This window comes from Xanthomonas sp. WHRI 6106 (assembly GCF_040202405.1).
Taxonomy (GTDB): Bacteria; Pseudomonadota; Gammaproteobacteria; order Xanthomonadales; family Xanthomonadaceae; genus Xanthomonas; species Xanthomonas cannabis.
This window is the reverse complement of record NZ_JBEGFC010000001.1, coordinates 674,868-698,725: the sequence shown is the minus strand read 5'-3', so window position 1 is coordinate 698,725 and position 23,858 is coordinate 674,868. Positions and strand designations below refer to the sequence as shown.

Genomic DNA, 23,858 nt, shown 5'->3' with positions numbered 1-23,858 from the left:
ACGCTGCAAAATGCCGGCCCGCCGAATTCTGCCGGCGGGATGGGCTGGGCCACTGCGCGTCGCCGTAGGCCGGCGCGCCTGCTGGCTCGCTTCCACATAGATGACGTCCTTGCTGGCAGATACGCAGCTACGACACCTCAAGGCATCCGCTGGAACAGTGCCGTATCCCGCTGACCTTTCAACAGCAGTGCAAGCTCGGCGCTGCCATCAGCACGAACCTGCAGACTGGCCTGGGCATCACTGAGCTGACGGCAATAGCCCCTATCGTTGGCCATGACCCAGGCATTCAACACGCCTGCCGCACGTCCGGCATAGCGCAATTCCACTTGGCAATCGCGCGGGGCACCGTAACGCAGGCGACCGAGCACATCTCCCGGACGAACGGTGGTCGCCACGATTTCCAGCTGTGCAGACATCAGGCCCGCCGCGCGCCAGCGCCCGGCTTCGGCCAATCCGGCATTGCTTTGATCCAGGGCGACAACGATCGGCGAGGCGCTGCCAGACAACGTGAGCTGCATCCCAGGCGCGCCCTCATCGGCCACCTGGAGTTGGGCAAGACCGCCGGTCAGCGCCTCGCAAAACTTTCCGCCATTGCGCGACAGCAACGCGTAACCGTCCGGCTGCGCTCGTAACTCGAGCGCGCAATTGTAGGGAGGCCCGAATCGCAGATCCGCCACCTGGGTCCCCTCGACTCCAGCCGCGCGCGCACTCAGACGGACGTAGACCGGACCTGCGCTGCCGCCGGTGGACAGGATGCCGCGCCAGTCACCAGCCGGAATCCCCTCAGCGGGAGCTGCCTGTGCTGTAGTCAGCGACAGACACAAGGCCAGTGCCGAGGTGATGCGCAAAATGTGGTGTTGATGACGATGTTGACCAAACATGAAAAAGCTCCGGTAAGAAATTGGAAACGGTGGAAAGATCGGTCACGCGGCCAATCAGCAGACCAAACGCAGCGATGACCAGAACAACAACCAGGCAGATGATGAAGATGGATCGCGGCTTGCGCCGGGACTGCCGACAGAGATCTGCATGCAAGGTGGCCACATCGGTTCCCAGCCGCTCGGCGAGCGCACGGGCATCGGCGTCTGACAGCAGCAACCTCACGGCACCACTCCGGAATCGGACGGTGGCACGTCCACGAACGGATGAAGCGTCCATTCCTTCAGCGCGATGCCATCGAACCAGAGCACGCCACGCGGACAGTCGCTGCCCTGATACCCGATTTTCAGCGTGTGGCCCGACGTACGGCTGCGTGGCGGCGCAAGACGCAGCGCCAGTCCGGGAGCACCGTCGCTGTGCGTGACCGCCTCTATCTGCACTTCCAGCGTCAACGAAAACTCGCTGATTTGCGATAGCCGCAGCGCGCGCAATTGGCAGACTGGAATGGACAGCATGGTTTCCATTTCGCCTTGGGCCGTTCCTTCCTCATCCACGCAGCGAACCTGCATCCCGCAGGCGGCCACCGCTGCATCCACCAGTTCAGCGTGGCGCTGGTGGCATCGCAGTTGCGCGCGTCGGACCGCCTGGTCGAGCAACTCCACGAAGGCGTCCAAGGAATAGCTCGCGTGTGCCATCTACGACTCCGTCAGCCAGATCGGCTTGCGCTTGAACCCAACGTGGTAGCACAACCATTGCAGCACCACCTGATGCTCGCCCAGCTGCAGGACATTGAAGCTCTTCTCGATCCCGAGAATCGTTCCCTTGGGCGCTTCGCTGAGGCAGCGATTGAGCAGTTGCTGCGCGGCCTCGACCTGCTCAGCGGTCTGCATCTTTGCCGGGTTGTCGCTGCCGACGACGATACGTTTAATGTAGCTTACTTCTGACAAATCGATCATCGGCAACGACTCGGGTGATGGAAAGGTAATAGGACTCAGCAGCGACGCTTACGGTACCTGCACAGGCGCTGAGACTTTGCGTGGCGCTGCGGCGGTCTGCAGGATGTCGAGCACGCGCGACAGCCCTTCAGGGGTACCGCGATCTTCGGCGTGCAATGCGACGTGATACTTGGCCGAGTTATCCGAAGAGCGCGTGTTTTCCTTGTGGCTGGACACCGATCCCTGCACGTTGACCTTGGCCTTGAACACGCCCCAGCCGACGCTTGCCTCCAGATCCACCTTGAGGCTCTTGTCTTCGGCTTCCTTTTCCGAGAACGAGGATTTGACTTCCATGTCGAAGGTCACGTCCACGGTCTGAATGCTCAAATTGGGAACATTGACCAAGGTCAGCAGCGGCACAACGATCTCGACTTCCTCCTCGGCCATCCCGGCACCGCTGGGGTCTTCGACCGGGCGTTTGAACTTGAACTGCGCGGTCCGTGTGCCGCCGTTCCCGTTGGGATCGGTAGCCGGGTCGGTCGGCGGCAGGAAACCGATGACCTTGATGAAGTCGGCGGTGGCGCGGGCTAGCATGACCTGCGCATCGCAGGCTGCACGTAATGGGGCGCCGATCAGGTCCGCCATCGGCAGGCCCTTGAATTGGTCGGACATATTGACAATATCGCTCATGCTGGTCTCCTGAAGAGTGATTGTTTAAGAATCGATGACGGCGGGAATCAATCTCCCTTGACCGTCTTGAACACGCCTTGCGACTGCGCAAGGCGATTGATGAGACGTGCCACGCCTTCGGTCGGCTCGCTGCCTTCCACGCGCAGCACGACATGCACCGCACTGTGCCGCGCACTTTTTGCGTTGGAGCCAAGGTCGATGCCGATCTGGCCGGGCAGCGCCGGCGGCTTGGGATGCCAATCATCGACGGCGGCGGGAGCCGCCAGCGACGCCGGCAACGCTGCTTCGTCCAGTTCACTGAGCTCGCCGAGTTGCGCATCGAAGCTGATCTCGACGTCCTTGATGCGCAGGACGTTGGACGACACCAGCGGCAACAGCGGTGCGCGATACAGGTCTTCGTCGTTCTCGCCCGCTTCCGGATGCTGCGACGGCAAGCGGATCAGAACGCTTCTGGGACGGTTGTCTTCGTCGAAGAACGCGCCCAGATTGGCCATCTGGTGCTGTTCGATCCGGTCCTGGGCGTCGATGACCGCCCCGGCCAGCGCTTCGATCAGATCATTGAGGGAGATTTGCGCCATATTGGGCTCGTTGGTCGGAGATGTCGCTAGGCCGGTGCCGGCTCAGACCGCCTCGGGAAAGCTATCCACGCGTGCCAGCCATCCCTTGAGAAACCTGCCAAGCGCAGGTCGCGCGGCGACCAGTCGCTGGTAGTAGTCCTTGCGGCCGGCCTTGTAGCGTGCATAGAGGTCTTGCTGGTTGCTGGATGCCAGTGCGGCAAACGTCGCCGGTCCCATCCGCCCGTCCGCCACCAGCGCGCCGCCGGTCTGCGCGTTGAGCACGGTCTGCAGCAGCTTGATCGCGTTGCCGCCGGCGTTGACATGAAAATCGAACAGGATGTTTGCCAACGGCTGCAGTGCGATCTGGTCGGCGCGCAGCCGGTCCCAGTACTGCGTCTTGTAAATGACCCCGGCCTGGGCATCCGTCAAGGCACGCAGGTTTGCCAGGCTTGGCTCCACGCCCAGCAGGTTCTGGGCGCAGGCCTTGAAGGTCAGCAGCGTGATGCCTTTGTTGGTGGCCCCACCCGGATCGGCGGGATCGTTGACGAAGCCGCCTTCGTGCTTGAGCAGGGTTGGAAAAAACACGTTGAAGTCAGCCATCGGCGCCACCTGTCGAATTGATCGGTGGCGCCAGTTTCCGCATCGGTGCAATAGCCGGGCATCGGCCGTTCACCGATACTACGGTGCCTGAAAGCTGATTCATTCCGGGTCCCGACAGGGGCCACCAAGACCGCGTTTTCTGGAATACTGCCCCCATGAACGAGCTCAACCATCTGCTAGACAACAACCGTGCCTGGTCCGAGCGTATCCGCCGCGAAGACCCGGAATTCTTTTCCAAACTGTCCACCCAGCAGACGCCCGAATACCTGTGGATCGGCTGCTCTGACTCGCGCGTGCCGGCCAACCAGATCATCGACATGGCGCCGGGCGAGGTGTTCGTCCATCGCAACATCGCCAACGTGGTGGTGCACACCGATTTGAACTGCCTGTCGGTGATCCAGTTCGCGGTGGACGTGCTCAAGGTCAAGCACATCCTGGTGGTGGGCCACTACGGTTGCGGTGGCGTGTTTGCCAGCCTCACCCAGAAGCGCATGGGCCTGGTGGACAACTGGATACGTCACGTCACCGATGTGGCCGACAAGCACGAGGCCTGCCTGCACGATGCCGGTGATCTGCCGGTGCAGCACGCGCGCCTGTGCGAGCTCAACGTGCTGGAACAGGTGGTCAATGTCTGCCGCACGACCATCGTGCGCGATGCCTGGGAGCGCGGCCAGGCACTGTGCGTGCATGGCTGGGTGTACAGCCTGCGCGACGGGCATGCGCACGACCTGGGCATGTCCATCGATCGCCCGGAGCTGCTGCAGGAGCGTTACGACGCCGCGCTGGCGCAGATCCAGGCCGATCACGAAGAACGCTGAGGCCCAACCGGACGCGTTCACGGCGACGCAAGGAACAGTCGTCGCCCGCGTCCGGACAAGGCGTCCGGAACCGGCATGGCCTCAGTGGTACGTGCCGGCTCTGCGCAGCGGCAGTGGGGACTTCGCCTTCGCGATCGCGCCAGCCACCGCGCCACCCACCAGCGCCATGGGTTGGCTATGCTGGACGTCTTCTTTACCGAGGAACGTCGATGCTGGTCCCGCCGATCAACCTGCATGCCTGGATCGAGCAACACCGCCACCTGCTCAAGCCGCCGGTGGGCAACAAGTGCATCCAGCAGGACGGCTTCATCATCATGATCGTCGGCGGGCCGAACGCGCGCACCGACTATCACTACGACGAAGGCCCGGAGTGGTTCTTCCAGCTCGAAGGCGAGATGGTGCTGAAAGTGCAGGACGAGGGCGTCCAACGCGACATCCCGATCCGCGCCGGCGAAATCTTTCTGCTGCCGCCGAAGGTGCCGCATTCGCCGCAGCGTGCTGCCGGCTCGATCGGCCTGGTCATCGAACGCGAGCGCCTGCCGCACGAACAGGACGGCCTGCAGTGGTATTGCCCGCAGTGCAATCACAAGCTCTACGAGGCGATGTTTCCGCTAGGCAACATCGAAACCGACTTTCCGCCGGTATTCGATCATTTCTATCGCTCGTTGGCCTTGCGCACCTGCACCCAGTGCGGGCACCTGCACCCTGCGCCCGAGCGCTATGCCGCAGTCGAGGCTTGAGGGGACGATGGCATGCCATTGCGGCGAGCACGTGTAGCGCGATGCGGTTGATTGCCTGTGCAAGGTTTGCTGTTGCCGGGGCACTCGGCGTTGCCTGCGCATACCGCGATGACGCTGCAGCGCCGCGACGCGATGGGCGCGGCCGGCAGGTTCTTCCTGGCCGCTGCCTGACAGGAGAACTGCCATGACCTGCCCGATCCGGCGCAGCGCAAACCGCCGCGCGTTTTGCGCGTGGCCGTATGCGCGCAGCGATCGCGCGCAAGCGATGCACCGGGCCGCTGCACGGAAACAGCCACCATGCTGCGCACACTGATCGACCTCAAGCCGCGCGATGTGCCGCTGCGCGTGGCCTTGCGCAACACCGCCGCGGTGGTGCTGCCGCTGGCGATCGGCGTGGCCACCGGGCATGTTGCCGCCGGGCTGGCCGTGTGCAGCGGCGCGCTCAACACCATGTTCTCCGACCAGCCCGGCCCCTACCGCGCGCGCCTGCAGCGCATGCTGATGGCGGCACTGGCGGCCGGCCTGGCGGCCTTGCTGGGCGTGTGGGTCGGTCACGACACGCCGGCGCTGGTGCTGGCCGGCTTGTTGCTCGGCCTGGGCGGCGGCCTGCTGGTGGCGCTTGGCCCGGTGGCGGCACGGGTGGGCCTGACCAGCATGATCCTGCTGGTGGTCAGCGCGGATATGCGCCTGCCTGTCGCTCAAGCGCCGGGCGTGGCGGCGCTGATCTTTGCCGGTGGCCTGTTGCAGGTGTTGCTGGCGCTGGCGGCCTGGCCGCTGCAACGCTACCGCCCGGAGCGGTTCGCGCTGGCCGAGCTGATGCGCCAGCTGGCCGGCATCGCCCGCCAGCGCCCGGAAGCCAGCGCTGCACCGCCGGCCACGCAGGAAGTGCTGGATGCGATGGTGATGCTGCATGGCGAACATCGTTCGCGTGCGATTGCCGTGCAGAGTTTTCGCATCATCGCCGAGCTGTGCGAGCGCGTGCGGCTGGAGCTGCTGTCGCTGGCCGATGCCGACACCCGCCTGACCGAATCGCAGGCACGCCCGGCCATCGAGCGCGTGCTCGAACGCAGTGCGATCGTGCTGGAACAGCTGGCCCACGCAATGACGGTAGGCGAAGACCCGGTGGCGGCGAACGCATCGATGACCGGCTTCGACGACCTGATCGCTGCGCTGGCGCAGGTGCAACACGACAACGCCGATACCCGCGAGCGCCGGCTGGTGCGCGTGGCGGTCGCCCGCGCGCAGGGCCTGGGCGGCCAGTTGCGCGCGCTGATCCGCAATGCCCACTGGGCCAGCAGCCGTGGCGAGATCCAGGCGCAACTGGCGGAAGCACGCCTGCCGGCAGCGCTGCGCCCGGCCGCCACCTGGGCCACCCTGCGCGCAAACCTGGATCTGTCGTCGGTGGCATGTCGGCACGCGCTGCGCTGCGGCGTGTGCCTGGCCCTGGCGATCGCGTTCCAGCGCTGGCAACAGATCCCGCATGGGTTCTGGATTCCGATGACCACCGCCATCGTGCTCAAGCCGGATTTCGGCGGCACCTTCAGCTTTGGCGCGCTGCGCGTGGCGGGCACCTTCGTCGGCCTGTTGGTCGCCACGCTGCTTGCCCATCTGGCGATGGATGGCGCCAGCGTCCGCATGGCCTTGCTGGCGCTGTTCTGCCTGGGCTTTCGTTTGTTGACCCAGGTGAATTACGGCATCGGCGTGGCCTTCCTCACCGGCATGCTGGTGCTGCTGCTGTCGTTCGAAGGGGTGACGCCCGGCGAGGCGGTGGTTGCACGTTTGCAGGCCACCGTGGCCGGCAGTGCGCTGGCCCTGGTCGCCTACGCGCTGTGGCCCACGCGCGAGCGTCGGCATATCCGCAGTTCACTGGCTCACCTGCTCACTGCCTACCGCGAGCATCTGCGCAACCTGCTGCTGGGCCGGATGGACCACCTGGGCGACAGCCGCGCCGCCGCGCGCGTGGCACGTACCAATGCGCAGGCCTCGATCGAGCGGCTGCGCGGGGAGCCACGCAGCCGCCGCAACCTGCAGGAACTCAAGCTTGCCGAATCGCTGCTGGCCAACGGCAACCGGCTGATCCGTGCCACCTTGCTGCTGGAGGCGGTGCTGCGCGATGGCCACCAGTTGCCCGCGCTGGACGCGTTGCCCGCCTTTGCCAACCACGCCGACCAGGCGCTGGCGGAATTGATCGACTGTCTGGTCAACGGCGGCACGCCGGCCGCGGCCACCTTGCGCAGCGCCGAGCGCAAGCTTTCCGATGCGCTGGCCGCGCTGCCGGACGGCACGCCCGGCAGCGCGGCGCTTGCCGACACCATCGACCGCGTCACCGACAGCATCGGCACCCTCACCCACCTGCTGCGGCCTGCCCGACCGGCCCCGGCCGAGACAGCGGGCGTGCATGACGGCACGCGCGGTGCCGGCGGGTAAACTGCCGCATCGTTCCAGAGCGTTGCATGCCCGATGACCACCGACCCGTTGTCCCGTTCCCACGCCGCGGCACTGGACGCCGCCGACCCGCTGCGCAACCTGCGCGAGGCGTTTGTGTTTCCGCAGCACCACGGCCAGGACCAGACCTACTTCGTCGGCAATTCGCTCGGTCTGCAACCGCGACAGGCCCGCGCAATGGTCAGCGAGGTACTCGATCAGTGGGGCGCGCTTGCCGTGGAAGGCCACTTTACCGGTCCCACCCAATGGCTCACCTATCACCAGCTGGTGCGCGACGGCCTGGCGCGCGTGGTCGGCGCGCTGCCCGGCGAAGTGGTGGCGATGAACACCCTCAGCGTCAACCTGCATCTGATGATGGCCAGCTTTTATCGCCCCACGCCCGAGCGCGGCGCGATCCTGATCGAAGCCGGCGCGTTCCCGTCCGACCGCCACGCAGTGGAGTCGCAACTGCACCTGCATGGGTTGGACCCGGCCACGCAGCTGATCGAGGTGGAGGCCGACGAACCCAATGGCACGGTGTCGATGGCGGCCATTGCCGCGGCGATCGCACAGCACGGCCCGCGGCTGGCGCTGGTGCTGTGGCCGGGCATCCAGTACCGCACCGGGCAGGCGTTCGAGCTGGGCGAGATCGCGCGGCTGGCGCGGGCGCAGGGCGCGGCGGTGGGTTTCGATCTGGCGCATGCGGTGGGCAATATCCCGCTGACCCTGCACGACGATGGCGTCGATTTTGCGGTGTGGTGCCACTACAAATATCTCAATGCCGGGCCGGGCGCGGTGGGTGGGTGCTTCGTGCATGCGCGCCACGCCACCAGCGACCTGCCGCGCATGGCCGGTTGGTGGGGACACGAGCAGCAGACCCGTTTCCGCATGGATCCGCAGTTCGTGCCTGCGCCGGGCGCCGAAGGCTGGCAGCTGAGCAACCCGCCGGTGCTGGCGCTGGCGCCGCTGCGTGCATCGCTGGACCTGTTCGACCAGGCCGGCATGGCCGCGCTCCGCGCCAAATCCGAGCAGCTCACCGGGCATCTGGAACAGCTGATCCACGTGCGCCTGGCGCAGGTGCTGCAGATCGTCACCCCCGCGCACGCTGCGCAGCGCGGCTGCCAGCTGTCGCTGCGGGTGAAAGGCGGCCGCGCGCAGGGGCGCGCGCTATTCGAGCATCTGCATGCCGCCGGCGTGCTGGGCGACTGGCGCGAACCGGACGTGATCCGCATTGCGCCGGTGCCGCTGTACAACCGCTTCGTCGACCTGCACACCTTCGTGGAACAGGTGGAAACCTGGGCCGCCGCCTGAGCGCAACACGCTGACTGCAAGGTCACCGGCCCTGGGGGCCGCGACGCAGAGCCGGCAGCGGCCCACGTACACTCCCAGCCCGCCCACCGCTGATGCCCGGGCGGCCGCCCCTGCCACTCGCTGTCTCCCCCTCTTCGCCGGCGCTGCGTCCGGCCGCCGCCGGATATTGCATTGAGCCCAGTCTCCCCCCGCTCCCTGACCCTGATCGGCGCCGGCCTGGCCGGTTGCCTGCTGGCCATCCTGCTGTCGCGCCGCGGCTGGCAGGTCACCGTCTACGAACGCCGCGGCGATCCGCGCATCAAGGGCTACGAGTCCGGCCGCTCGATCAACCTGGCCCTGGCCGAACGCGGCCGCCACGCACTGCGCCAGGCCGGCGCAGAAGACGCGGTGATGGCCAAGGCGGTGATGATGCGCGGGCGCATGGTGCACCCGGTCAACGGGGAACCGCAGCTGCAGCGCTATGGCCGCGACGACAGCGAAGTGATCTGGTCGATCCATCGCGCCGCCTTGAACGTGGCCTTGCTGGATCTGGCCGAACAGGCCGGCGCCACCGTGCACTTCTACCGTCGCCTGCACACGGTCGATTTCGATGCCGGCTACGCGCGCTTCATCGACGACCGCGACGATCAGCCGCACGAGATCCACTTCCAGAGCCTGATCGGCAGCGATGGCGCCGGCTCGGCGCTGCGCGCGGCCATGCAGCGCAAATCGCCGTTGGGCGAGCGCATCGAGTTCCTGGATCACTCCTACAAGGAGCTGGAAATCCCGCCCCTGCCCGGTGGCGGCTTCCGCATCGAGCGCAACGCACTGCACATCTGGCCGCGCGGGCGCTACATGTGCATTGCGCTGCCCAACGACGGCGGCACCTTCACCGTGACCTTGTTTTTGCCCAACGCCGGCGAGCCCAGCTTTGCCACCACCCGCACCGGCGAAGAAGCGCATGCGCTGTTTGCACGCGACTTCCCGGACGCCTTGCCGCTGATTCCGCAACTCCAGGAGCACTGGGAGGAACATCCGCCCGGACTGCTCGGCACCCTGACCCTGGACCGCTGGCATCTGGACAACCGCGCCTTGCTGATCGGCGATGCCGCACATGCGATGGTGCCGTTCCACGGCCAGGGCATGAACTGTGCGTTCGAAGACTGCGTGGCGCTGGCCGAACAGATGGACGCGCACGACGACATCGGCAGCGCATTTGCCGCCTTCGAGGCCGCACGCCGCGACGATGCCGCGGCAATCCAGCAAATGGCGCTCGACAACTATCTGGAGATGCGCGACCGCGTGGGCGATGCGCAGTTCCTGCTGCAGCGCGAACTCGAACAGCAATTGCAGGCGCGCTGGCCCACCCGCTTCGTGCCGCACTACACCATGGTGACCTTCCTGCGCACGCGCTACTCGATCGCACTGGCGCGCAGTGAGATCCAGCGCGAGATCCTGGTCGATGCCACGCGCGGTCACAGCGATCTGTCGCGCATCGACTGGGCTGCGCTGGAAACCAGCGTGCACACGCGCCTGGAGCCGCTGGAGGGCGCGCACTGACGTCTGCGACGGCAATGGCCCACCGCGTCACTGCCTGCGCTGCAGGCCATGCCGTGGCGTCATCTGGGTCCTGGCTGATCTCTCCAGCGTCGCAGTTAGCGGCTGCGAGACAGCTGCAACTGCCCTGCGCGTGCCAGTCGGCTAGTCGAAGCTGATCGCCGGCCCGCCGCGCCACTGCACGCGCGCACCATCCACGCGCACCAACCCTCCACACAGCCGCGCCTCAGCGTGCCGGTGCTGCGATGGGGGATACTAGGCGGCACCGGCAGCGCATACGCCGTGCGCTGCGCATCTGGATCTTGCACCCGCATGCCTGACAGCTTTCTCTTCTACGACCTGGAAACCTTCGGCCAGGACCCGCGCCGCACCCGTATCGCGCAGTTCGCGGCGGTGCGCACCGATGCGCAGCTGCGCGTGATCGAAGAACCGGTCAGCTTCTTCGTGCAACCGGCCGACGATCTGCTGCCCTCCCCGTACGCCACCATGGTCACCGGCATCACCCCGCAGCATGCGTTGCGCGAGGGCGTGAGCGAGGCCGAGGCATTTGCACGCATCGCCGAGCAGATGAGCCGGCCGCAGACCTGCACGCTGGGCTACAACTCGATCCGCTTCGACGACGAGTTCGTGCGCTGTGGCCTGTTCCGCAATTTCTACGATCCCTATGAGCGGGAATGGCGCGGCGGCAATTCGCGGTGGGATCTGCTGGACGTGCTGCGCCTGGTGCACGCATTGCGCCCGGATGGCATCGCCTGGCCACAGCGCGAAGATGGCGCCACGTCGTTCAAGCTGGAGCATCTGGCCAACGCGAACGCCGTGCGCGAAGGGGATGCGCACGAAGCGCTGTCCGACGTGTACGCCACCATCGGCATGGCGCGCAAATTTCAGCAGCATCAGCCCAAGCTGTGGGACTACGCCTTGCGCCTGCGCGACAAGCGCTTTGCCGCCACCCTGCTCGACGTGATTGCGATGGAGCCGGTGCTGCATGTGTCGCAGCGCTACTCGGCCTCGCGCCTGTGTGCCGCCGCAGTATTGCCGCTGACGCGGCATCCGCGCATCGACAGCCGGGTGATCGTGTTCGACCTGGACGGCGACCCGGAGGTGCTGTTGCGCCTGAGCCCCGACGAGATTGCCGACCGGCTGTATATCCGCGCCGCGGATCTGCCCGAGGGCGAGCAACGCATTCCGCTGAAAGAGGTGCATCTGAACAAATCGCCGGCACTGGTGTCCTGGCAGCACCTGCGCGCGGCGGACTTCCAGCGCCTGGGCGTGGACCGCGACGTGGTGATGGCCAAGGCCGCACGGCTGCGCGAGCTGGGGCCCGCGCTCGCCGAAAAGGTACGTCAGGTCTACGGCAACGACCGCGCCGCTGCCGCAGCGGCCAATGATGCCGACGCCTCGCTCTACGACGGCTTTCTGGCCGAGGGCGACAAGCGCTTGCTGGCCCAGGTCCGTGCCAGTGCGCCAGACGAGCTGGGCGCCCTGGAAGCGCGTTTCCGCGATCCACGCCTGGTCGAACTGCTGTTCCGCTACCGTGCGCGCAACTGGCCGCAGACCTTGTCGCCCGAAGAACACGACCGCTGGAACGTGTACCGTCGCCAGCGCCTGCTGGAAGACCGCGGGTTGGGCGAAGTCACCCTGGAGCAGTATGACGCGCAGATTGCGGATTTACGGCTCGCTCACCCCGACGATGCTACCAAGCAAGCCCTACTCGACCAGCTCGCCGCCTGGGGTTCGGACCTCCAACGCACGCTATGACCACCTACTTTTCCGACGCCAGCTTCAAGTTCCTGCGTGCCCTGGCCCGCCACAACGACAAGACCTGGTTCAACGACCATCGGCACCAGTACGAAGCGCATGTGCGTCAGCCGTTCCTGCAGCTGATCACCGACCTGCAGCCGGCATTGGCGCAGGTCAGCGAGCACTATCGCGCCGACCCCAAGACCCAGGGCGGCTCGCTGTTTCGCATCTATCGCGATGCGCGCTTTTCCAACGACAAGTCGCCTTACAAGAACTGGCAGGGCGCGCGCCTGTTCCATGAGCGCCGCCGCCAGGTTCCCGCGCCGTCGTTCTACATCCACCTGCAACCGGGCGAGAGTTTCGTCGGCGCGGGGCTGTGGCACCCGGAGCCGGACACGCAACGCAAGCTGCGCCAGTTCATCTTCGAAAACCCCGGCAGCTGGAAAGCCGCTGCATACGCACCCAAGCTGCGTCGCAAGTTTGCGTTGGACGACAGTGAAAAACTGGTGCGTGCACCGCGCGGTTTTCCAGCTGATTTCGAGTTCATCGACGATCTCAAGCATCGCAACTGGGCGTATCTGCGCCACCTGGACGATGCGCTGATGACCGGCCCGCGCCTGCGCCAGACCATCGAGGCCGATCTGGTGACATTGGCGCCGTTTGTCGATTACCTGTGCGCCGCGCTGGATCTGGAATTTTGACAGCGCATGCAGCGCCACCGCTGGGCGGTGCGCTGCCATCGATCAGCGCGTGGCGGCCATTTGCCGCAGAGTGCAGGCAACCACCACCGCCCTTGGCAACGGAGTGCGAACGATGAAAAAACGCTGGTGGTTATTGCCCTTGCTGATCGTCGCCTTGCTGGCCGGTTATGTGGTGGCAGGGCCGTACCTGGCCATCCGCGGCATCAGCCAGGCGGTGGCCGACCGCTATGCCGGGCAGCTGGATCGCCATGTCGATTTCCCCAGCCTGCGCGTCAACCTCAAGGCGCAACTGGACGATTACCTGATCCGCCAGGCCGGCAGCAGCGCGCAGTCGAGCCTGTTCGGCGGTGTTGCGCTGCGGTTGGCCAGCGGCATCAGCGGCGCAGGCGTGGATACCTTGATCACGCCCTTGGGCATTGGTGCACTGCTGCAGGGCCACAGCGTGTGGAACCGCGTCATCGGCGACACCGTCAGCGCCGACACCTATGCCGCGCCATCTCCTGCCCGCCCGCTGCAGGGCGCGACGCAACGCTTCGAATCCACCCGCCGCTTCACCGCCACCACGTACACCGCCACCGGCGCACCGGTGGTGTTCGTGCTCACCCGCCAGGGCCTGCGCTGGCGACTCACCGACATCCAGCTACCGCTCGGCGCCCAAGGCGACTCGCCCGCGCCGTAGGTGCTGCGTACGGATGCGGACGACCTGGCGTGCGAGCAAGCGCTGGTCGACACGCTGCACCGATGGTCTGCAACATCGTGCATGCAGTCGGCGGGTGAGCGCCGCGTGACTGCCGCCATCACCGCTTGGCGCACCACGCAGGCTGACGCCTTACGCAAACCGCCAAGCGCGCTCGGTCCATGCCGCCTGCAGCCGCAGCATCGAAGGTCGCAGCTGCCGGCGTGCTGCCCACGGCAACGGCGCCAGGACCTGTTCCGGGGTCGCCGGGGTATGTCGCCGATTCCAGGCAAACACCACCTGATTGCGCAGGTCCGGCTCGGGCAGCGCCAGCACCAGACCGTCGAAAAGCGAACGCAGCTGCGCCAGGTGCCCGGCGATGGGCACGTCGTACAGGTTGAACGCCAGCACGCCGTCAGGGGTCAGTGCCGCGCGGCACTGGGCGTAGAACGCCGGCGTGCACAAGGCCGGCGGAATCCCGTTGGTGTCGTAGGCATCCAGCAGCAACAGGTCATAGCGACCGGCACGCGGGCCGATCCACTGCGCGCCGTCGCCCAAGCTGATCTCCAGCCGCGCATCGTCGCGCGGCAGCGCGAACGCATCGCGCAGCGCCAGCACCTGCGCATCGGCTTCCACCGCCTCCACGCGTGTGTTGCGCAGATACCGATGGCAGAACTTGACCTGCGCACCGCCGCCCACACCGATCACGCCGATGCGCTCGGGCCGCGGCTGCAGCCACAACGCCGCCAACATGCTGCGCGTATACGGCAGCATCAACCGATGCGGCGCCCAGCACGACATGCGTGTCTGGACCGTCTGCTCGTCGAAGCACAGCTCCAGGGTGCGCCAGCGACGGCGCAGCGCAGCGCGTCCGGGCGGCTGCGGCGCACTCATACGCCCGGCGGATCGTTGGCCACGCCGTGCGGCACATGGCCGGCTGCCACGTGCTGATGCTGGCGTGCGCTGTCGATGTTGTGTTGCGAGTCGTCGAAGAAGATGTCTGCACCGAAGGCTTCCAGGAACGGCCCCTTGTGCCGCCCGCCCAGAAACAGCGCCTCGTCCAGCCGCACGCCCCATTCGCGCAGCGTGCGGATCACCCGCTCATGCGCCGGTGCAGAGCGCGCGGTGACCAGCGCGGTGCGGATCGGCGACGACTCGCCGGCCGGAAACGCCGCCTGCAACGTATGCAGCGCAGAGAGAAAATTACGGAACGGCCCGACCGATAGCGGCTCGCGGGCACGCTCGCGCTCGTGCCGCCCGAATGCCTCGACACCCTGCTCGCGAGAAATGCGCTCGCTCTCGTCGCCAAAGATCACCGCATCGCCATCGAAGGCGATACGCAGCTGGGTGGACAGGCGGCTCTCGTCGTTGTCCACGATGGCCGCAGCCGCCTCGGCACGCTCGCCCGGCGCACGCGGCATGATGGTTGCTGCGGCGATGCCATGGGTGAGCGCGCGCCGCACCGATTCCGGATTGGCCGACAGGAACAGATCGGTGCCGAACGGCTTCACATACGGCCAGGTCGGCTCGCCGGAGGTGAAGGTGGCGCGCACGATGCCCAGGTTGTAGTGCTGGATCGAGTTGAAGATGCGCAAACCGGTATCGGCGGAGTTGCGCGACAACAGGATCACTTCCACCCGCGGCGTCTCCTCGGGCACATCGTGATTGAGCGCCAGCAGCTTGCGCACCACGGGGAACGCCACGCCCGGTTGCAGGATGTCGTCTTCGTGCTCGCGCTGGAACGCCGAATACGCCTCCACCCCGCTGGCCTCGAACAGGGCATGCCCTTCTTCAAGATCGAACAGCGCGCGCGAGGTCACCGCGACGGTCAGGAGCCTGGGGGAGTTGTCAGCCATTTGGGTGCCGGGATTCGGGAGTGGGGATTCGGGATTGGTCAGAAGCAGGGAGTGGAGAATTCATGTTCGGGATCGGGTCGTTCCTACCGCAGCGCACTGTGTCGGCACCGTCGCATGCGCCACGCGCCGCGCTGCTGCTGTTGCCAATCCCGAATCCTCAATGCCCAATCCCCGCCCCTCACACCGCAAACTGCTCGCTGAAGATGCGCTCTTCCAGGTTGTGTTCCGGATCGAACAGCAAGGTGACCCGGCGCTCGGTGGATTCGCGGATGGTCACTTCCACCACATCGCGGATCTCGTGCGAATCGGCGGTGACGCTGACCGGGCGCTTGTACGGATCGAGCACGCGAAAACGCACTTCGGTATCGGCCTTGAGGATGGCGCCGCGCCAGCGGCGCGGGCGGTACGGCGCGATCGGCGTCAGTGCCAGCGTATGCGAGCCCAGCGGCAGGATCGGCCCGTGCGCCGAGTAGTTGTAGGCGGTGCTGCCGGCCGGTGTGGCCACCATCACCCCGTCGCCGATCAGCTCGGCGATGCGGGTCTGTCCGTTCAGATCCACGCTCAGATGCGCGGCCTGGCGGGTCTGCCGCAACAGCGAGACTTCGTTGTACGCCAGCGACCCGGCGCTGCTGCCAGATTCGGTCTGCACCAGCATTTCCAGCGGCCGCAGATGCGCCGGTTCGGCACGTTGCAGACGGGCCAGCAAGTCGTCTTCATCGTCGCGATACTGGTTCATCAGGAACCCGACCGACCCCAGCTTCATGCCGAACACCGGCTTGTCGGCGGCACCGTGGCGATGCAGTGTCTGCAGCATGAAGCCGTCGCCGCCCAGGGCGCAGACGACATCGGCCGTCTCCAGCGGATGATCGCCATAGCGCTGCACCAGGCGCGCGCGCGCGTTGGCCGCGGGCTCGGTGGGGCTGGCCAGAAAGGCGATGCGGGGTGGTGCGGTCATTGTCGACTCCAAAGCATGCGAATCAGCATACCGCAGCCCTGTGCTGGGCTTGTTGCCACGCCCCCTGCCCTCGCGTGCGTCGCCGCCGCTGCGCCTCTTGCCGCGGGCACCGCGCCCACCACCCACCACCCATCGCGGTACGCCTCAGGCCGTCAACCGCCATGCGCGATGGATGCGTGCATGCCGCTCGAAGTCCGGGTCGATGGTGCGGGGGCTGATCTCCTCGCACTGCGCAAACTCGGCCACCGCGTCTTCGTCCAGCTTGAAGCGGCGGAAGTTGTTGGAGAAATACAGCACGCCGCCCGGCGCCAGACGCGCCACCGCCGCGCGCAGCAGGCGCACATGCTCGCGCTGGATGTCGAAGTCCTCGGCGCGTGCAGAGTTGGAAAAGGTCGGCGGGTCGCAAAAGATCACGTCGAAATGCGCGCGCTCGGCTTCCAGCCACGCCAATGCATCGGCCTGCACCAGCTTGTGCTTGCTGCCGGCCTGGCCGTTCAACGCAAGATTATCCGCGCACCACTGCAGATAGGTGCCGGACAGATCCACGCTGGTGGTGGAGGCAGCGCCGGCCACCGCCGCTTCCACGCTGGCCACGCCGGTGTAGCAGAACAAATTTAGAAAGCGGCGCCCCTTGGACTGCTGCGCCATGGTGCCGCGCAGCGGGCGATGGTCCAGAAACAGCCCGGTATCCAGATAATCGAACAGGTTCACCCGCAGCAACGCGCCGTGTTCGCGCACGTGGACGATTTCGTTGCGCTGTTCGAACCGGCCGTACTTGCTGCCGCCCTTGCCGCGCTCGCGCGACTTCAGCGCAACGCGCTCGGCCGGCACCTCGAAGACCTCGCGCGCGGCAGCCAGCAATTCATTGAGACGACGGCGCACATCGGCTTCCGGGATCGTTGCGGGCGCTGCGTATTCCTGCACATGCAGGAAGATGCGCCGGTCGCCATCGGCTTGCTGGTACACGTCGATGGCAGCGGAATATTCCGGCAGGTCGGCGTCGTAGGCGCGGAAGCATTCGATGCCTTCGCGCGCGCGCCACTTCTTGAATTTCTGCAGATTCTTGCGCAAACGGTTGGCCACCATCTGTGCGCCTTCGCTGAGCGCGGTCGGCGCCGCCAGCGGGGTGCGCCGCGGCACTGCGATCGGGTCGCAGACGATCAGCGCGCACTCGATCGCGCCATTGAACAGCTGGTACTTCTTGGCTGCGCGCAAGCCGGTGGCATACGCCAGCTCGGCATTGCCGCACAGCAGGCTGGCCCGCCACTGCGGTACGACGCGCTGCAAGGTATCGCCCAGGCGGCGATACAGCGCCGCATCAGCGGCCAGGCGCTCGTCATAGGGCGGATTGCACACCACCACGCCCGTGGCCTGCGGTGGGGTCTGCAACTCGCCCACTTCGCGCACGCCGAACCAGATCGCCTCGGCCACACCGGCGACTTGCGCATTCTCTTTCGCGGCGCGGATTGCGTGCGGGTCCATGTCGCTGCCGTGGATCACCTGCCTGAGCGCAGCGCGGCCAACGCTGTCGCGTTCGCGCGCTTCGCTGACCAGTTGCTGCCAGTAGTCGCGGTCGAAACCGCGCCAACGGCTGGGCACATCGCTGCCGTAGCGCTGCAGGCCCGGGGCGACGTCGGCGGCCATCAGCGCGCCTTCGATCAGCAGCGTGCCGCTGCCGCACATCGGGTCCAGCAGGCCGCCGCCATCGGCATAGGCGCGCGGCCAGCCGCCGCGCATCAATACCGCCGCAGCCAGGTTTTCCTTCAACGGCGCCTCGTTCTGCGCCATGCGCCAGCCGCGTCGATGCAGCGGGCCGCCGCCCAGGTCCACCGAAATGGTGGCGCGGCCCTTGCGCAGCGACAGGTTCAGGCGCAGGTCCGGGCTTTCCACATCCACCGACGGGCGCTCCAGCCCCTGCCGGCGCATGGTGTCCACCACCGCGTCCTTGATGCGCTGCGCCGCGTAGCGGGCATGGGTGATGGCGGTCCCGGACACATGCGCGTCCACCGACAGCGTGTGCCCCACCGACAGGTGCGCGTCCCATGGCAGTTCGGCCACGCCGGCGTACAGCGCGTCTTCGTCCGGGCAATCGAATTCGCTCAGCGGCCACAGCACGCGGCTGGCCAGGCGCGACCACAGCACGGCGCGCTGCGCATCGCGTAGTTCGCCCTCGACGTTGACGCCGGAGATGGTGGCGGTGGCCTTGCTGGCACCGAGCGCGAGCAGCTCGTCGGCAAGCAGGTATTCCAGGCCCTTGGCACAGGATGCGAAGAATTTCACGTAGGCAGGTATCGATAAAGACGCTGGCCGCGGCGGCGAGCGTGGGAGCAGGACAACGGGCCGGCGCCCTGGTGGGCAATGCCGTGGCCGCCGTGGACGGCCGCAAATGGTCGGCCATCGCGGCCGGCATTACCAGCCCGGCGGCCGGAGTGCCCGCCGCACGGTTCACCACGGCGCCAGCCGCCACTGCGCCTGCGCGGTGTCCAGTCGCTGTTGCAAGCCCAACCGTTGCAGGAAGGCGGCGTCGTGCGAGGCGACGATCAGCGCACCCTGGTGGCCGCACAGCAGCGCTTCGATCGCTTCCACCGAGGCCAGATCCAGGTGGTTGGTCGGCTCGTCCAGCAACAGCAGTTGCGCCGGCTGCGCTCGGTACAGCGCGCAGGCCAGCGCCGCCTTGAGCCGCTGGCCGCCGCTGAGCTGGCCGCTGGGCAGGTCGGCACGCGCCTGGTCCAGCCCCAGCAGCGCCAGGCGCAGCCGCTGTGCGTGGGCCGGCGCGCCCGGGTCTGCATCGCACAGTTGCGCTGCGGCCGAGCGCGCCGGGTCCAGCAGCGCCAAGTCCTGATCCAGATAGGCCACCGGCACATGCACCTGGCAGTGCCCCGCACTTGGTTGCAGGCGCCCTGCCAGCAGTTGCAGCAACGCGGACTTGCCGCTGCCATTGGGGCCGACCAGACCGATCCGCGGCTGCCCCTGCAGCAGCAGGTTCACCCGCCGCCCGCCCAGCCGCCCGCCAGCCAGTTCCACCTGCCGCAGCGTGGCCAGACGCCGCGATGCGCCGGCGGGTGCGCCCGGCGCCAGCACGGCGATCGCGCGATCTGCCTCCACCTGCGCTGCGGCCTGCACCACCGCTTCGCTCAGCCGCAGCTGTTCGGCCTGACGTTGCTGCTGCAGCCTCCCCGCGCTGACTTCGCTGCGTTGCTTCTGCCTGCCCAGCAGGATCGGCGCTTGATTGGCCTGCCCCGCAGCGCGCGCACCGCGTGCCTGGCGTTGCTGTTGACGCTGCAACTGCTCGCGCAGTGCCTGCTCGCCGCGTGTGCGCGCATGTTTGCGTTGGGCCAGCAGATCGGCGGCCGCCTGTTGTTCGATGGCGCGCTGCTGCGCATAGAACGCGTAATTGCCGCCGTAGCTGCGCAGTCCCTGCGCGGACAATTCAACAATGCGCTGCATTGCATCGAGCAGGCCGCGGTCGTGGCTGATCACCAGCAAGCCCCCGCGCCACGCCAGCAACTGATCCATCAGCCGCTGGCGTTGCGGGCCATCCAGGTGATTGCTGGGCTCGTCCAGGATCATAAAATCCGGCCTGGTCACAAACGCACCGGCGAGCGCCACGCGCACCGCTTCGCCGCCGCTCAGGTGCGCGGCCGGCGCACGCGGATCGCGCCCACCCAGGCCCTGCCGCTCGAGCTCTTCGGCAAATTGCGCATGGGCGGTCCAGCGCTCGCCAACGCGTTCGAAATCGGCCGGCGCAACGCTGCCAGCGGCGATGCGGTCCAGCGCATCCAGTAGCTGCGCAGCACCGGCCAAGTCGGCAATGGTCTGGCCCGGCGCAACGCTCACCCGCTGCGGCAGGTAGTGCACGCGACCGCTGCGCACGCAACGCCCGGCGCTGGGCATCAGCTCACCGGCCAGCAGCCGCGCAAGCACGCTCTTGCCCACGCCATTGCGCCCGACCAGGCCGGTGGCGCGTTGGTCGATGTGGATATTCAGATCGGAAAACAGCGGGCTGCCATCGGGCAGCACATACGCAACGCCTTCCAGCGTCAGCGACGGACAGGTCATACAGGTCTCCATTGCATGCCAGCACATGCGCCGATCCAAGCGGACCAGCAGCAGGTAAGGCCGTCATCACGACGGCGGCATCAATGGCGCATTGGACTGGTCCTCAACGGGTTACGTGCAACCAGTCTAACCTGCAGCTCCAGCGGCGATACACGGGCGGCAGACCCGTGCCCATGCAGCCGGCGCTCAGCTCAGCCCGAAGGCCGGGTGGTAGGCGACATCGGCCAGCGGCAGCAGACGGTCGCCGAAGGCCAGCGCCTGCAGTTCCGATGCGGGCACATCGGGCAACACCAGCCCGGGTTCGACCGCAAAGCCCAACCGCTTGAAGAACGCCGGCTCGCCCAGCGCCAGGCAACCGGCCGCACCGCGCTCGCGCAGGCTGGCGAGCGCCGCCTGCACCAGCCGCGTGCCCAGACCCTGTTTTTGGTGCCCCGGCCCCACGGCCAGCGGCCCCAGCGCGAACCAGCCGGGCGAATCGTCCGACAGCGACACCGGCGACACCGCCAGGTGCCCCACTACATAGCCGTCATGGTCGGCCACCAGCGACAACGCCAGCGCGCCGTCCTCGCGCAGTGCAGCGATCACATGCTGTTCGTCGTGGCGGCTGTGCTCGTCGCGCATGAATGCCACCATCGTCAGGATCTCGATGGCCGCCGCATCGCCCTCGGACGCTTCGCGGATCAGAATGCTCATTGCCCGGCTCGCCGGCGACGCAGGTGCCCGAGATGGCGCATCACAGGCTCTGCAGCAGTTCGGCAAACGCGCGTGCCGACGCGTCGACATGCGATGCCAGGCGATGTCCGTCGTCGACCAGCAACAGCCGCGCGGCGCGTGCCTGTGCCCAGGCGATCACCTCGGCGGCGGGAATCAGTTCATCGTGCCAGGCATGCACGATCGAAATCGGAACCGCCGCCGCATCCAGCGCCGGCAACGGCCCCATTCTGGTCGGCGGCACCAGCAGGAACAGCGCACGCGTGGGCACCTGCAGCGAGACCTGCGCGGCGATATACGACCCCAGGCTGGACCCCGCCAGCACCACCGGGCCCTTGTCGGCCGCAGCACGCGCGATGTCCAGCAACCGTTGCAGACGCCCGCGCACATCGCCCAGCTGGCCCAGATCGCGGCGCGCATCCAGATCGGTGAAGTCCGGCCGCTCGTGGGTCCATCCGAGACGTTCGGCCACCTCGGCCAGCGCGGTGACCTTCAAGGCATCGGGACCGCTCTCGAATCCATGCGCGAGGATGCAGTGCCCGCGGCTCATAGCGCCTGCACCGCATCGCCGATGCGCAGCACGCCGCCGCGCAGGATGCGTGCGCACAAGCCGCCATGTCCGCGCATCGCGTTGTAGCCGCCAGCACCCAGTGCGTCTTCCATGCGCGAGCACGGGTCGCAGGGATCGGTGCCTTCCAGCTCGACCTCGCCGATGCAAAAGCGCCGCCCTTTCAATGCGATCAGCGGGATGCCGGACACCACCAGATTGCGTCGCAGCGTGGCCGGTGCGATCTGCGCGTGGCCTGCCAGCGCCGCAATCACCGGCAGGTGCTCGGCCTGGATCAGGGTCACGCCCCGCTTGCCGCTGCCGCCCTTGTAGCGGTCGCCCACCAAGCCAATACCGGTAGTGGCCTGCGCGGCGTCCACCTCCAGCATGTCCACATCACGCGCAGGACGCACGCCGATCCAGGTCACCTGACCGGTCTGCGGCAGCGTCGCCATCAATTTGCCCAGGGGGCTGTCGGGATTCAAGGCCATCGTCGAATGCTAGCATTCGCCACATGTCCGATGCCGTCCTGCCGTCGCCGCCGATCACCTACGCGCCGTTGCCCTACGAATCGCGACTGGCGCGGCGCCCGCTCGGGCACATCGACATGGTGGTCATCCACTGCACCGAACTGCCGGACATGGCGATGGCGCGCGACTACGGCGAGCGCGTGCTCTACGACAGCGGCACCGGCAACAGCGGGCATTACTACATCGACCGCAACGGCAGCATCCAGCAGTACGTCGCGCTGGAGCGCGTCGCCCATCATGTGCGCGGCCACAACCCGCACACACTTGGCATCGAACTGGTCAACCGCGGCCGCTATCCGCACTGGCTCGACTCGCGCCATCAACTGATGAGCGAGGCGTACCCGGAGCCACAGATCGGCGCACTCATCACCTTGCTGCAGTGGCTGCAGCAGCAGCTACCATCGGTGCGCCGGATCGCCGGACATCAGGAGCTCGATACCACGCAGGAAGCGGCCAGTGACGACCCGTCCCGCAAGATCCAGCGCAAGCTCGACCCCGGCCCGTTGTTTCCGTGGTCACGCATCCATGCAGCCGTTGGCTGGTCGCACAGCCTGCGTTGACCGCACGCCCTGCGCTGGAGCAACGCCTCAGCGGCGCCTCACGGCTCCGGAGCACGATAGGTTTTTTCGCCCGCATCGACGGCCACGGCGAGCCGGTTTTCCGGCGGCGCGATCGGGCAGACCACATGCGGCGTCACCGCGCAGGGCGGGTTTTCCGCGAGATTGAAATCCAGCAACACATGGCCATCGCGCGGCAGCGCGGTGAACAGATAGCGCGCGCCGCCGTAGCTCTCCTTGCCGCTGGTGCGATCGGCAAACAGGAAAAACAGCCCACTGCCGTCCTCCTGCGCGATCGGCTGCAGGCGATAGGTCTGCCCATTGCGCTCGAACACCGCCTCGCCCGGCACGTCCACCGTCAGTGGCGTTCCGATCGAGGTCAGCAAGGTCACGGTCCGCGGCGTGGCATACGGCTGCCAGCGCGCCTGAACACGCCAGTGCGGATCGATCGGAAAATAGTCGAAGCCCTGGAACCGGGCCAATACGGGCGCCGCCGGGTCGCGAAACCGCCAGCCGAACAACGCGCCGGTCTGCACCAGGTAGAACTGCCGGTTGTCCACGTCCAGGCGGTCGCCGGGCTGATCGACGCGCTCCGGCTCCAGGCTGACTTCATCGACCGGCCGACCGTGCAGTTTCACGCCTGCGCCGGCGGCTACCTTGAAGCGCACGTGGCCGGAGGCGTCCAGGCTCAGCTGGCCCAGGTGCGCAGGACCGGCCGGCAACACCAGGTCGCTGCGCGGATCGCTGCCCACCTGGTACCGGCCCGCGCGGACGCGGCCGGAGCCTGTGTAGCTCAGCCAACCATCCGGCGCCCGTAACCGTGCCAGCCGCTGCGCACGTGCCTGCTCCAGAGCGACCTGATAGACCTGCTGCCCGTCGTCCTCGTCACGGCTGGCGCCCCGCACACCGTTGGTGTCGGCAGTCGAACCCGCCGAGCACGCCGTCATCGACATCACTGCGACGCACAAGGCGCCGGCCTGCAATTGCACCCGCATGTCGCCACCCAACTCTGCAAGAAACTGCGCTCCGCGCAGCG

General features: G+C 67.1%; 25 protein-coding genes and 1 pseudogene. 10 read left to right on the top strand and 16 right to left on the bottom strand.

Annotated elements, in window-relative coordinates; all coding sequences use genetic code 11:
• Window positions 1-137 precede the first annotated feature (137 nt).
• Window positions 138-848: a hypothetical protein gene (locus tag ABQZ09_RS03155; RefSeq protein WP_228313920.1), complete on the bottom strand. Its 711-nt coding sequence runs from the start codon at window positions 846-848 to the stop codon at window positions 138-140.
• Window positions 849-900: 52 nt separating this feature from the next.
• Between ABQZ09_RS03155 and ABQZ09_RS03150 the strand changes: the two genes are divergently transcribed.
• Complete coding sequence (locus tag ABQZ09_RS03150) at window positions 901-1,089, top strand: hypothetical protein (RefSeq protein ID WP_228313921.1); 189 nt, start codon at window positions 901-903, stop codon at window positions 1,087-1,089.
• Window positions 1,090-1,100: 11 nt separating this feature from the next.
• Here the strand turns inward: ABQZ09_RS03150 and ABQZ09_RS03145 are convergent, their stop codons facing one another.
• Genes ABQZ09_RS03145 through ABQZ09_RS03125 form a run of 5 tightly spaced genes read right to left on the bottom strand, consistent with a single transcriptional unit; the run spans window position 1,101 to window position 3,661 of the window.
• Window positions 1,101-1,574, bottom strand: a complete 474-nt coding sequence (locus tag ABQZ09_RS03145) for a hypothetical protein (protein WP_228332981.1) — start codon at window positions 1,572-1,574, stop codon at window positions 1,101-1,103.
• Window positions 1,575-1,835, bottom strand: coding sequence for a hypothetical protein (locus ABQZ09_RS03140; protein ID WP_228313618.1), 261 nt, complete (start codon window positions 1,833-1,835; stop codon window positions 1,575-1,577).
• A gap of 48 nt (window positions 1,836-1,883) precedes the next feature.
• Window positions 1,884-2,504: a DUF2589 domain-containing protein gene (locus ABQZ09_RS03135; RefSeq protein WP_039411411.1), complete on the bottom strand. Its 621-nt coding sequence runs from the start codon at window positions 2,502-2,504 to the stop codon at window positions 1,884-1,886.
• Between the two features lie 47 nt (window positions 2,505-2,551).
• Complete coding sequence (locus ABQZ09_RS03130) at window positions 2,552-3,082, bottom strand: DUF2589 domain-containing protein (RefSeq protein WP_184552031.1); 531 nt, start codon at window positions 3,080-3,082, stop codon at window positions 2,552-2,554.
• Between the two features lie 42 nt (window positions 3,083-3,124).
• On the bottom strand, window positions 3,125-3,661 hold the full coding sequence (locus tag ABQZ09_RS03125; RefSeq protein WP_184552033.1) for a glycoside hydrolase family 108 protein: 537 nt from the start codon (window positions 3,659-3,661) through the stop codon (window positions 3,125-3,127).
• Window positions 3,662-3,816: 155 nt separating this feature from the next.
• Here ABQZ09_RS03125 and can point away from each other — a divergent pair, with 155 nt between their 5' ends.
• The 8 genes from can (at window position 3,817) to ABQZ09_RS03085 (ending at window position 13,610) form a co-directional block, all read left to right on the top strand.
• Window positions 3,817-4,479, top strand: a complete 663-nt coding sequence (gene can, locus ABQZ09_RS03120) for a carbonate dehydratase (protein WP_039411402.1) — start codon at window positions 3,817-3,819, stop codon at window positions 4,477-4,479.
• Window positions 4,480-4,688: 209 nt separating this feature from the next.
• On the top strand, window positions 4,689-5,219 hold the full coding sequence (locus tag ABQZ09_RS03115; protein ID WP_184552036.1) for a 3-hydroxyanthranilate 3,4-dioxygenase: 531 nt from the start codon (window positions 4,689-4,691) through the stop codon (window positions 5,217-5,219).
• Window positions 5,220-5,516: 297 nt separating this feature from the next.
• Window positions 5,517-7,646: an FUSC family protein gene (locus tag ABQZ09_RS03110; protein ID WP_349776090.1), complete on the top strand. Its 2,130-nt coding sequence runs from the start codon at window positions 5,517-5,519 to the stop codon at window positions 7,644-7,646.
• Between the two features lie 33 nt (window positions 7,647-7,679).
• Window positions 7,680-8,954: a kynureninase gene (gene kynU / locus ABQZ09_RS03105; protein ID WP_349776089.1), complete on the top strand. Its 1,275-nt coding sequence runs from the start codon at window positions 7,680-7,682 to the stop codon at window positions 8,952-8,954.
• 171 nt (window positions 8,955-9,125) lie between these two features.
• Entirely contained in the window at window positions 9,126-10,493 is a 1,368-nt protein-coding gene (locus ABQZ09_RS03100) for an FAD-dependent oxidoreductase (RefSeq protein ID WP_349776088.1), read from the top strand.
• Between the two features lie 309 nt (window positions 10,494-10,802).
• Window positions 10,803-12,248, top strand: coding sequence for an exodeoxyribonuclease I (gene sbcB, locus ABQZ09_RS03095; protein ID WP_349776087.1), 1,446 nt, complete (start codon window positions 10,803-10,805; stop codon window positions 12,246-12,248).
• Complete coding sequence (locus ABQZ09_RS03090) at window positions 12,245-12,931, top strand: DUF2461 domain-containing protein (protein ID WP_039412460.1); 687 nt, start codon at window positions 12,245-12,247, stop codon at window positions 12,929-12,931. The genes sbcB and ABQZ09_RS03090 overlap by 4 nt, the downstream gene beginning before the upstream one ends.
• 112 nt (window positions 12,932-13,043) lie before the next feature.
• Window positions 13,044-13,610 (top strand): DUF2939 domain-containing protein, encoded by a 567-nt coding sequence (locus ABQZ09_RS03085; protein ID WP_349776086.1) that lies wholly within the window; start codon window positions 13,044-13,046, stop codon window positions 13,608-13,610.
• Window positions 13,611-13,760: 150 nt separating this feature from the next.
• On the opposite strand, the gene ABQZ09_RS03080 is transcribed toward ABQZ09_RS03085, so the two are convergent.
• The 9 genes and pseudogenes from ABQZ09_RS03080 to ABQZ09_RS03040 all read right to left on the bottom strand — a co-directional run bounded on the left by ABQZ09_RS03080 (window position 13,761) and on the right by ABQZ09_RS03040 (window position 22,226).
• Window positions 13,761-14,501, bottom strand: coding sequence for a spermine/spermidine synthase domain-containing protein (locus tag ABQZ09_RS03080; protein WP_228313623.1), 741 nt, complete (start codon window positions 14,499-14,501; stop codon window positions 13,761-13,763).
• Window positions 14,498-15,463, bottom strand: coding sequence for a 5'-nucleotidase (locus ABQZ09_RS03075; RefSeq protein WP_184442227.1), 966 nt, complete (start codon window positions 15,461-15,463; stop codon window positions 14,498-14,500). Before ABQZ09_RS03075 ends, ABQZ09_RS03080 begins: the two co-directional genes overlap by 4 nt.
• 178 nt (window positions 15,464-15,641) lie before the next feature.
• Complete coding sequence (locus ABQZ09_RS03070) at window positions 15,642-16,418, bottom strand: NAD kinase (protein ID WP_039412455.1); 777 nt, start codon at window positions 16,416-16,418, stop codon at window positions 15,642-15,644.
• Window positions 16,419-16,562: 144 nt separating this feature from the next.
• Window positions 16,563-18,698, bottom strand: coding sequence for a bifunctional 23S rRNA (guanine(2069)-N(7))-methyltransferase RlmK/23S rRNA (guanine(2445)-N(2))-methyltransferase RlmL (gene rlmKL / locus ABQZ09_RS03065; protein ID WP_349776085.1), 2,136 nt, complete (start codon window positions 18,696-18,698; stop codon window positions 16,563-16,565).
• Window positions 18,695-18,885: pseudogene (locus ABQZ09_RS03060) on the bottom strand (hypothetical protein). Before ABQZ09_RS03060 ends, rlmKL begins: the two are co-directional and overlap by 4 nt.
• Window positions 18,864-20,477, bottom strand: a complete 1,614-nt coding sequence (locus tag ABQZ09_RS03055; RefSeq protein WP_349776084.1) for an ABC-F family ATP-binding cassette domain-containing protein — start codon at window positions 20,475-20,477, stop codon at window positions 18,864-18,866. Before ABQZ09_RS03055 ends, ABQZ09_RS03060 begins: the two are co-directional and overlap by 22 nt.
• Before the next feature lie 186 nt (window positions 20,478-20,663).
• Window positions 20,664-21,170, bottom strand: coding sequence for a GNAT family N-acetyltransferase (locus tag ABQZ09_RS03050; RefSeq protein ID WP_349776083.1), 507 nt, complete (start codon window positions 21,168-21,170; stop codon window positions 20,664-20,666).
• Between the two features lie 40 nt (window positions 21,171-21,210).
• Complete coding sequence (locus tag ABQZ09_RS03045) at window positions 21,211-21,738, bottom strand: hypothetical protein (protein WP_184552057.1); 528 nt, start codon at window positions 21,736-21,738, stop codon at window positions 21,211-21,213.
• Window positions 21,735-22,226, bottom strand: a complete 492-nt coding sequence (locus ABQZ09_RS03040; protein ID WP_349776082.1) for an MOSC domain-containing protein — start codon at window positions 22,224-22,226, stop codon at window positions 21,735-21,737. Before ABQZ09_RS03040 ends, ABQZ09_RS03045 begins: the two co-directional genes overlap by 4 nt.
• A gap of 23 nt (window positions 22,227-22,249) precedes the next feature.
• On the opposite strand from ABQZ09_RS03040, the gene ABQZ09_RS03035 reads away from it, so the two are divergent.
• The gene (locus ABQZ09_RS03035) at window positions 22,250-22,825 is read left to right on the top strand and encodes an N-acetylmuramoyl-L-alanine amidase (RefSeq protein ID WP_039412435.1); all 576 of its coding nucleotides are present in this window, start codon (window positions 22,250-22,252) and stop codon (window positions 22,823-22,825) included.
• 38 nt (window positions 22,826-22,863) lie between these two features.
• Here ABQZ09_RS03035 and ABQZ09_RS03030 read toward each other — a convergent pair whose 3' ends face one another.
• Complete coding sequence (locus tag ABQZ09_RS03030) at window positions 22,864-23,817, bottom strand: DUF1684 domain-containing protein (RefSeq protein WP_349776110.1); 954 nt, start codon at window positions 23,815-23,817, stop codon at window positions 22,864-22,866.
• Window positions 23,818-23,858 lie beyond the last annotated feature (41 nt).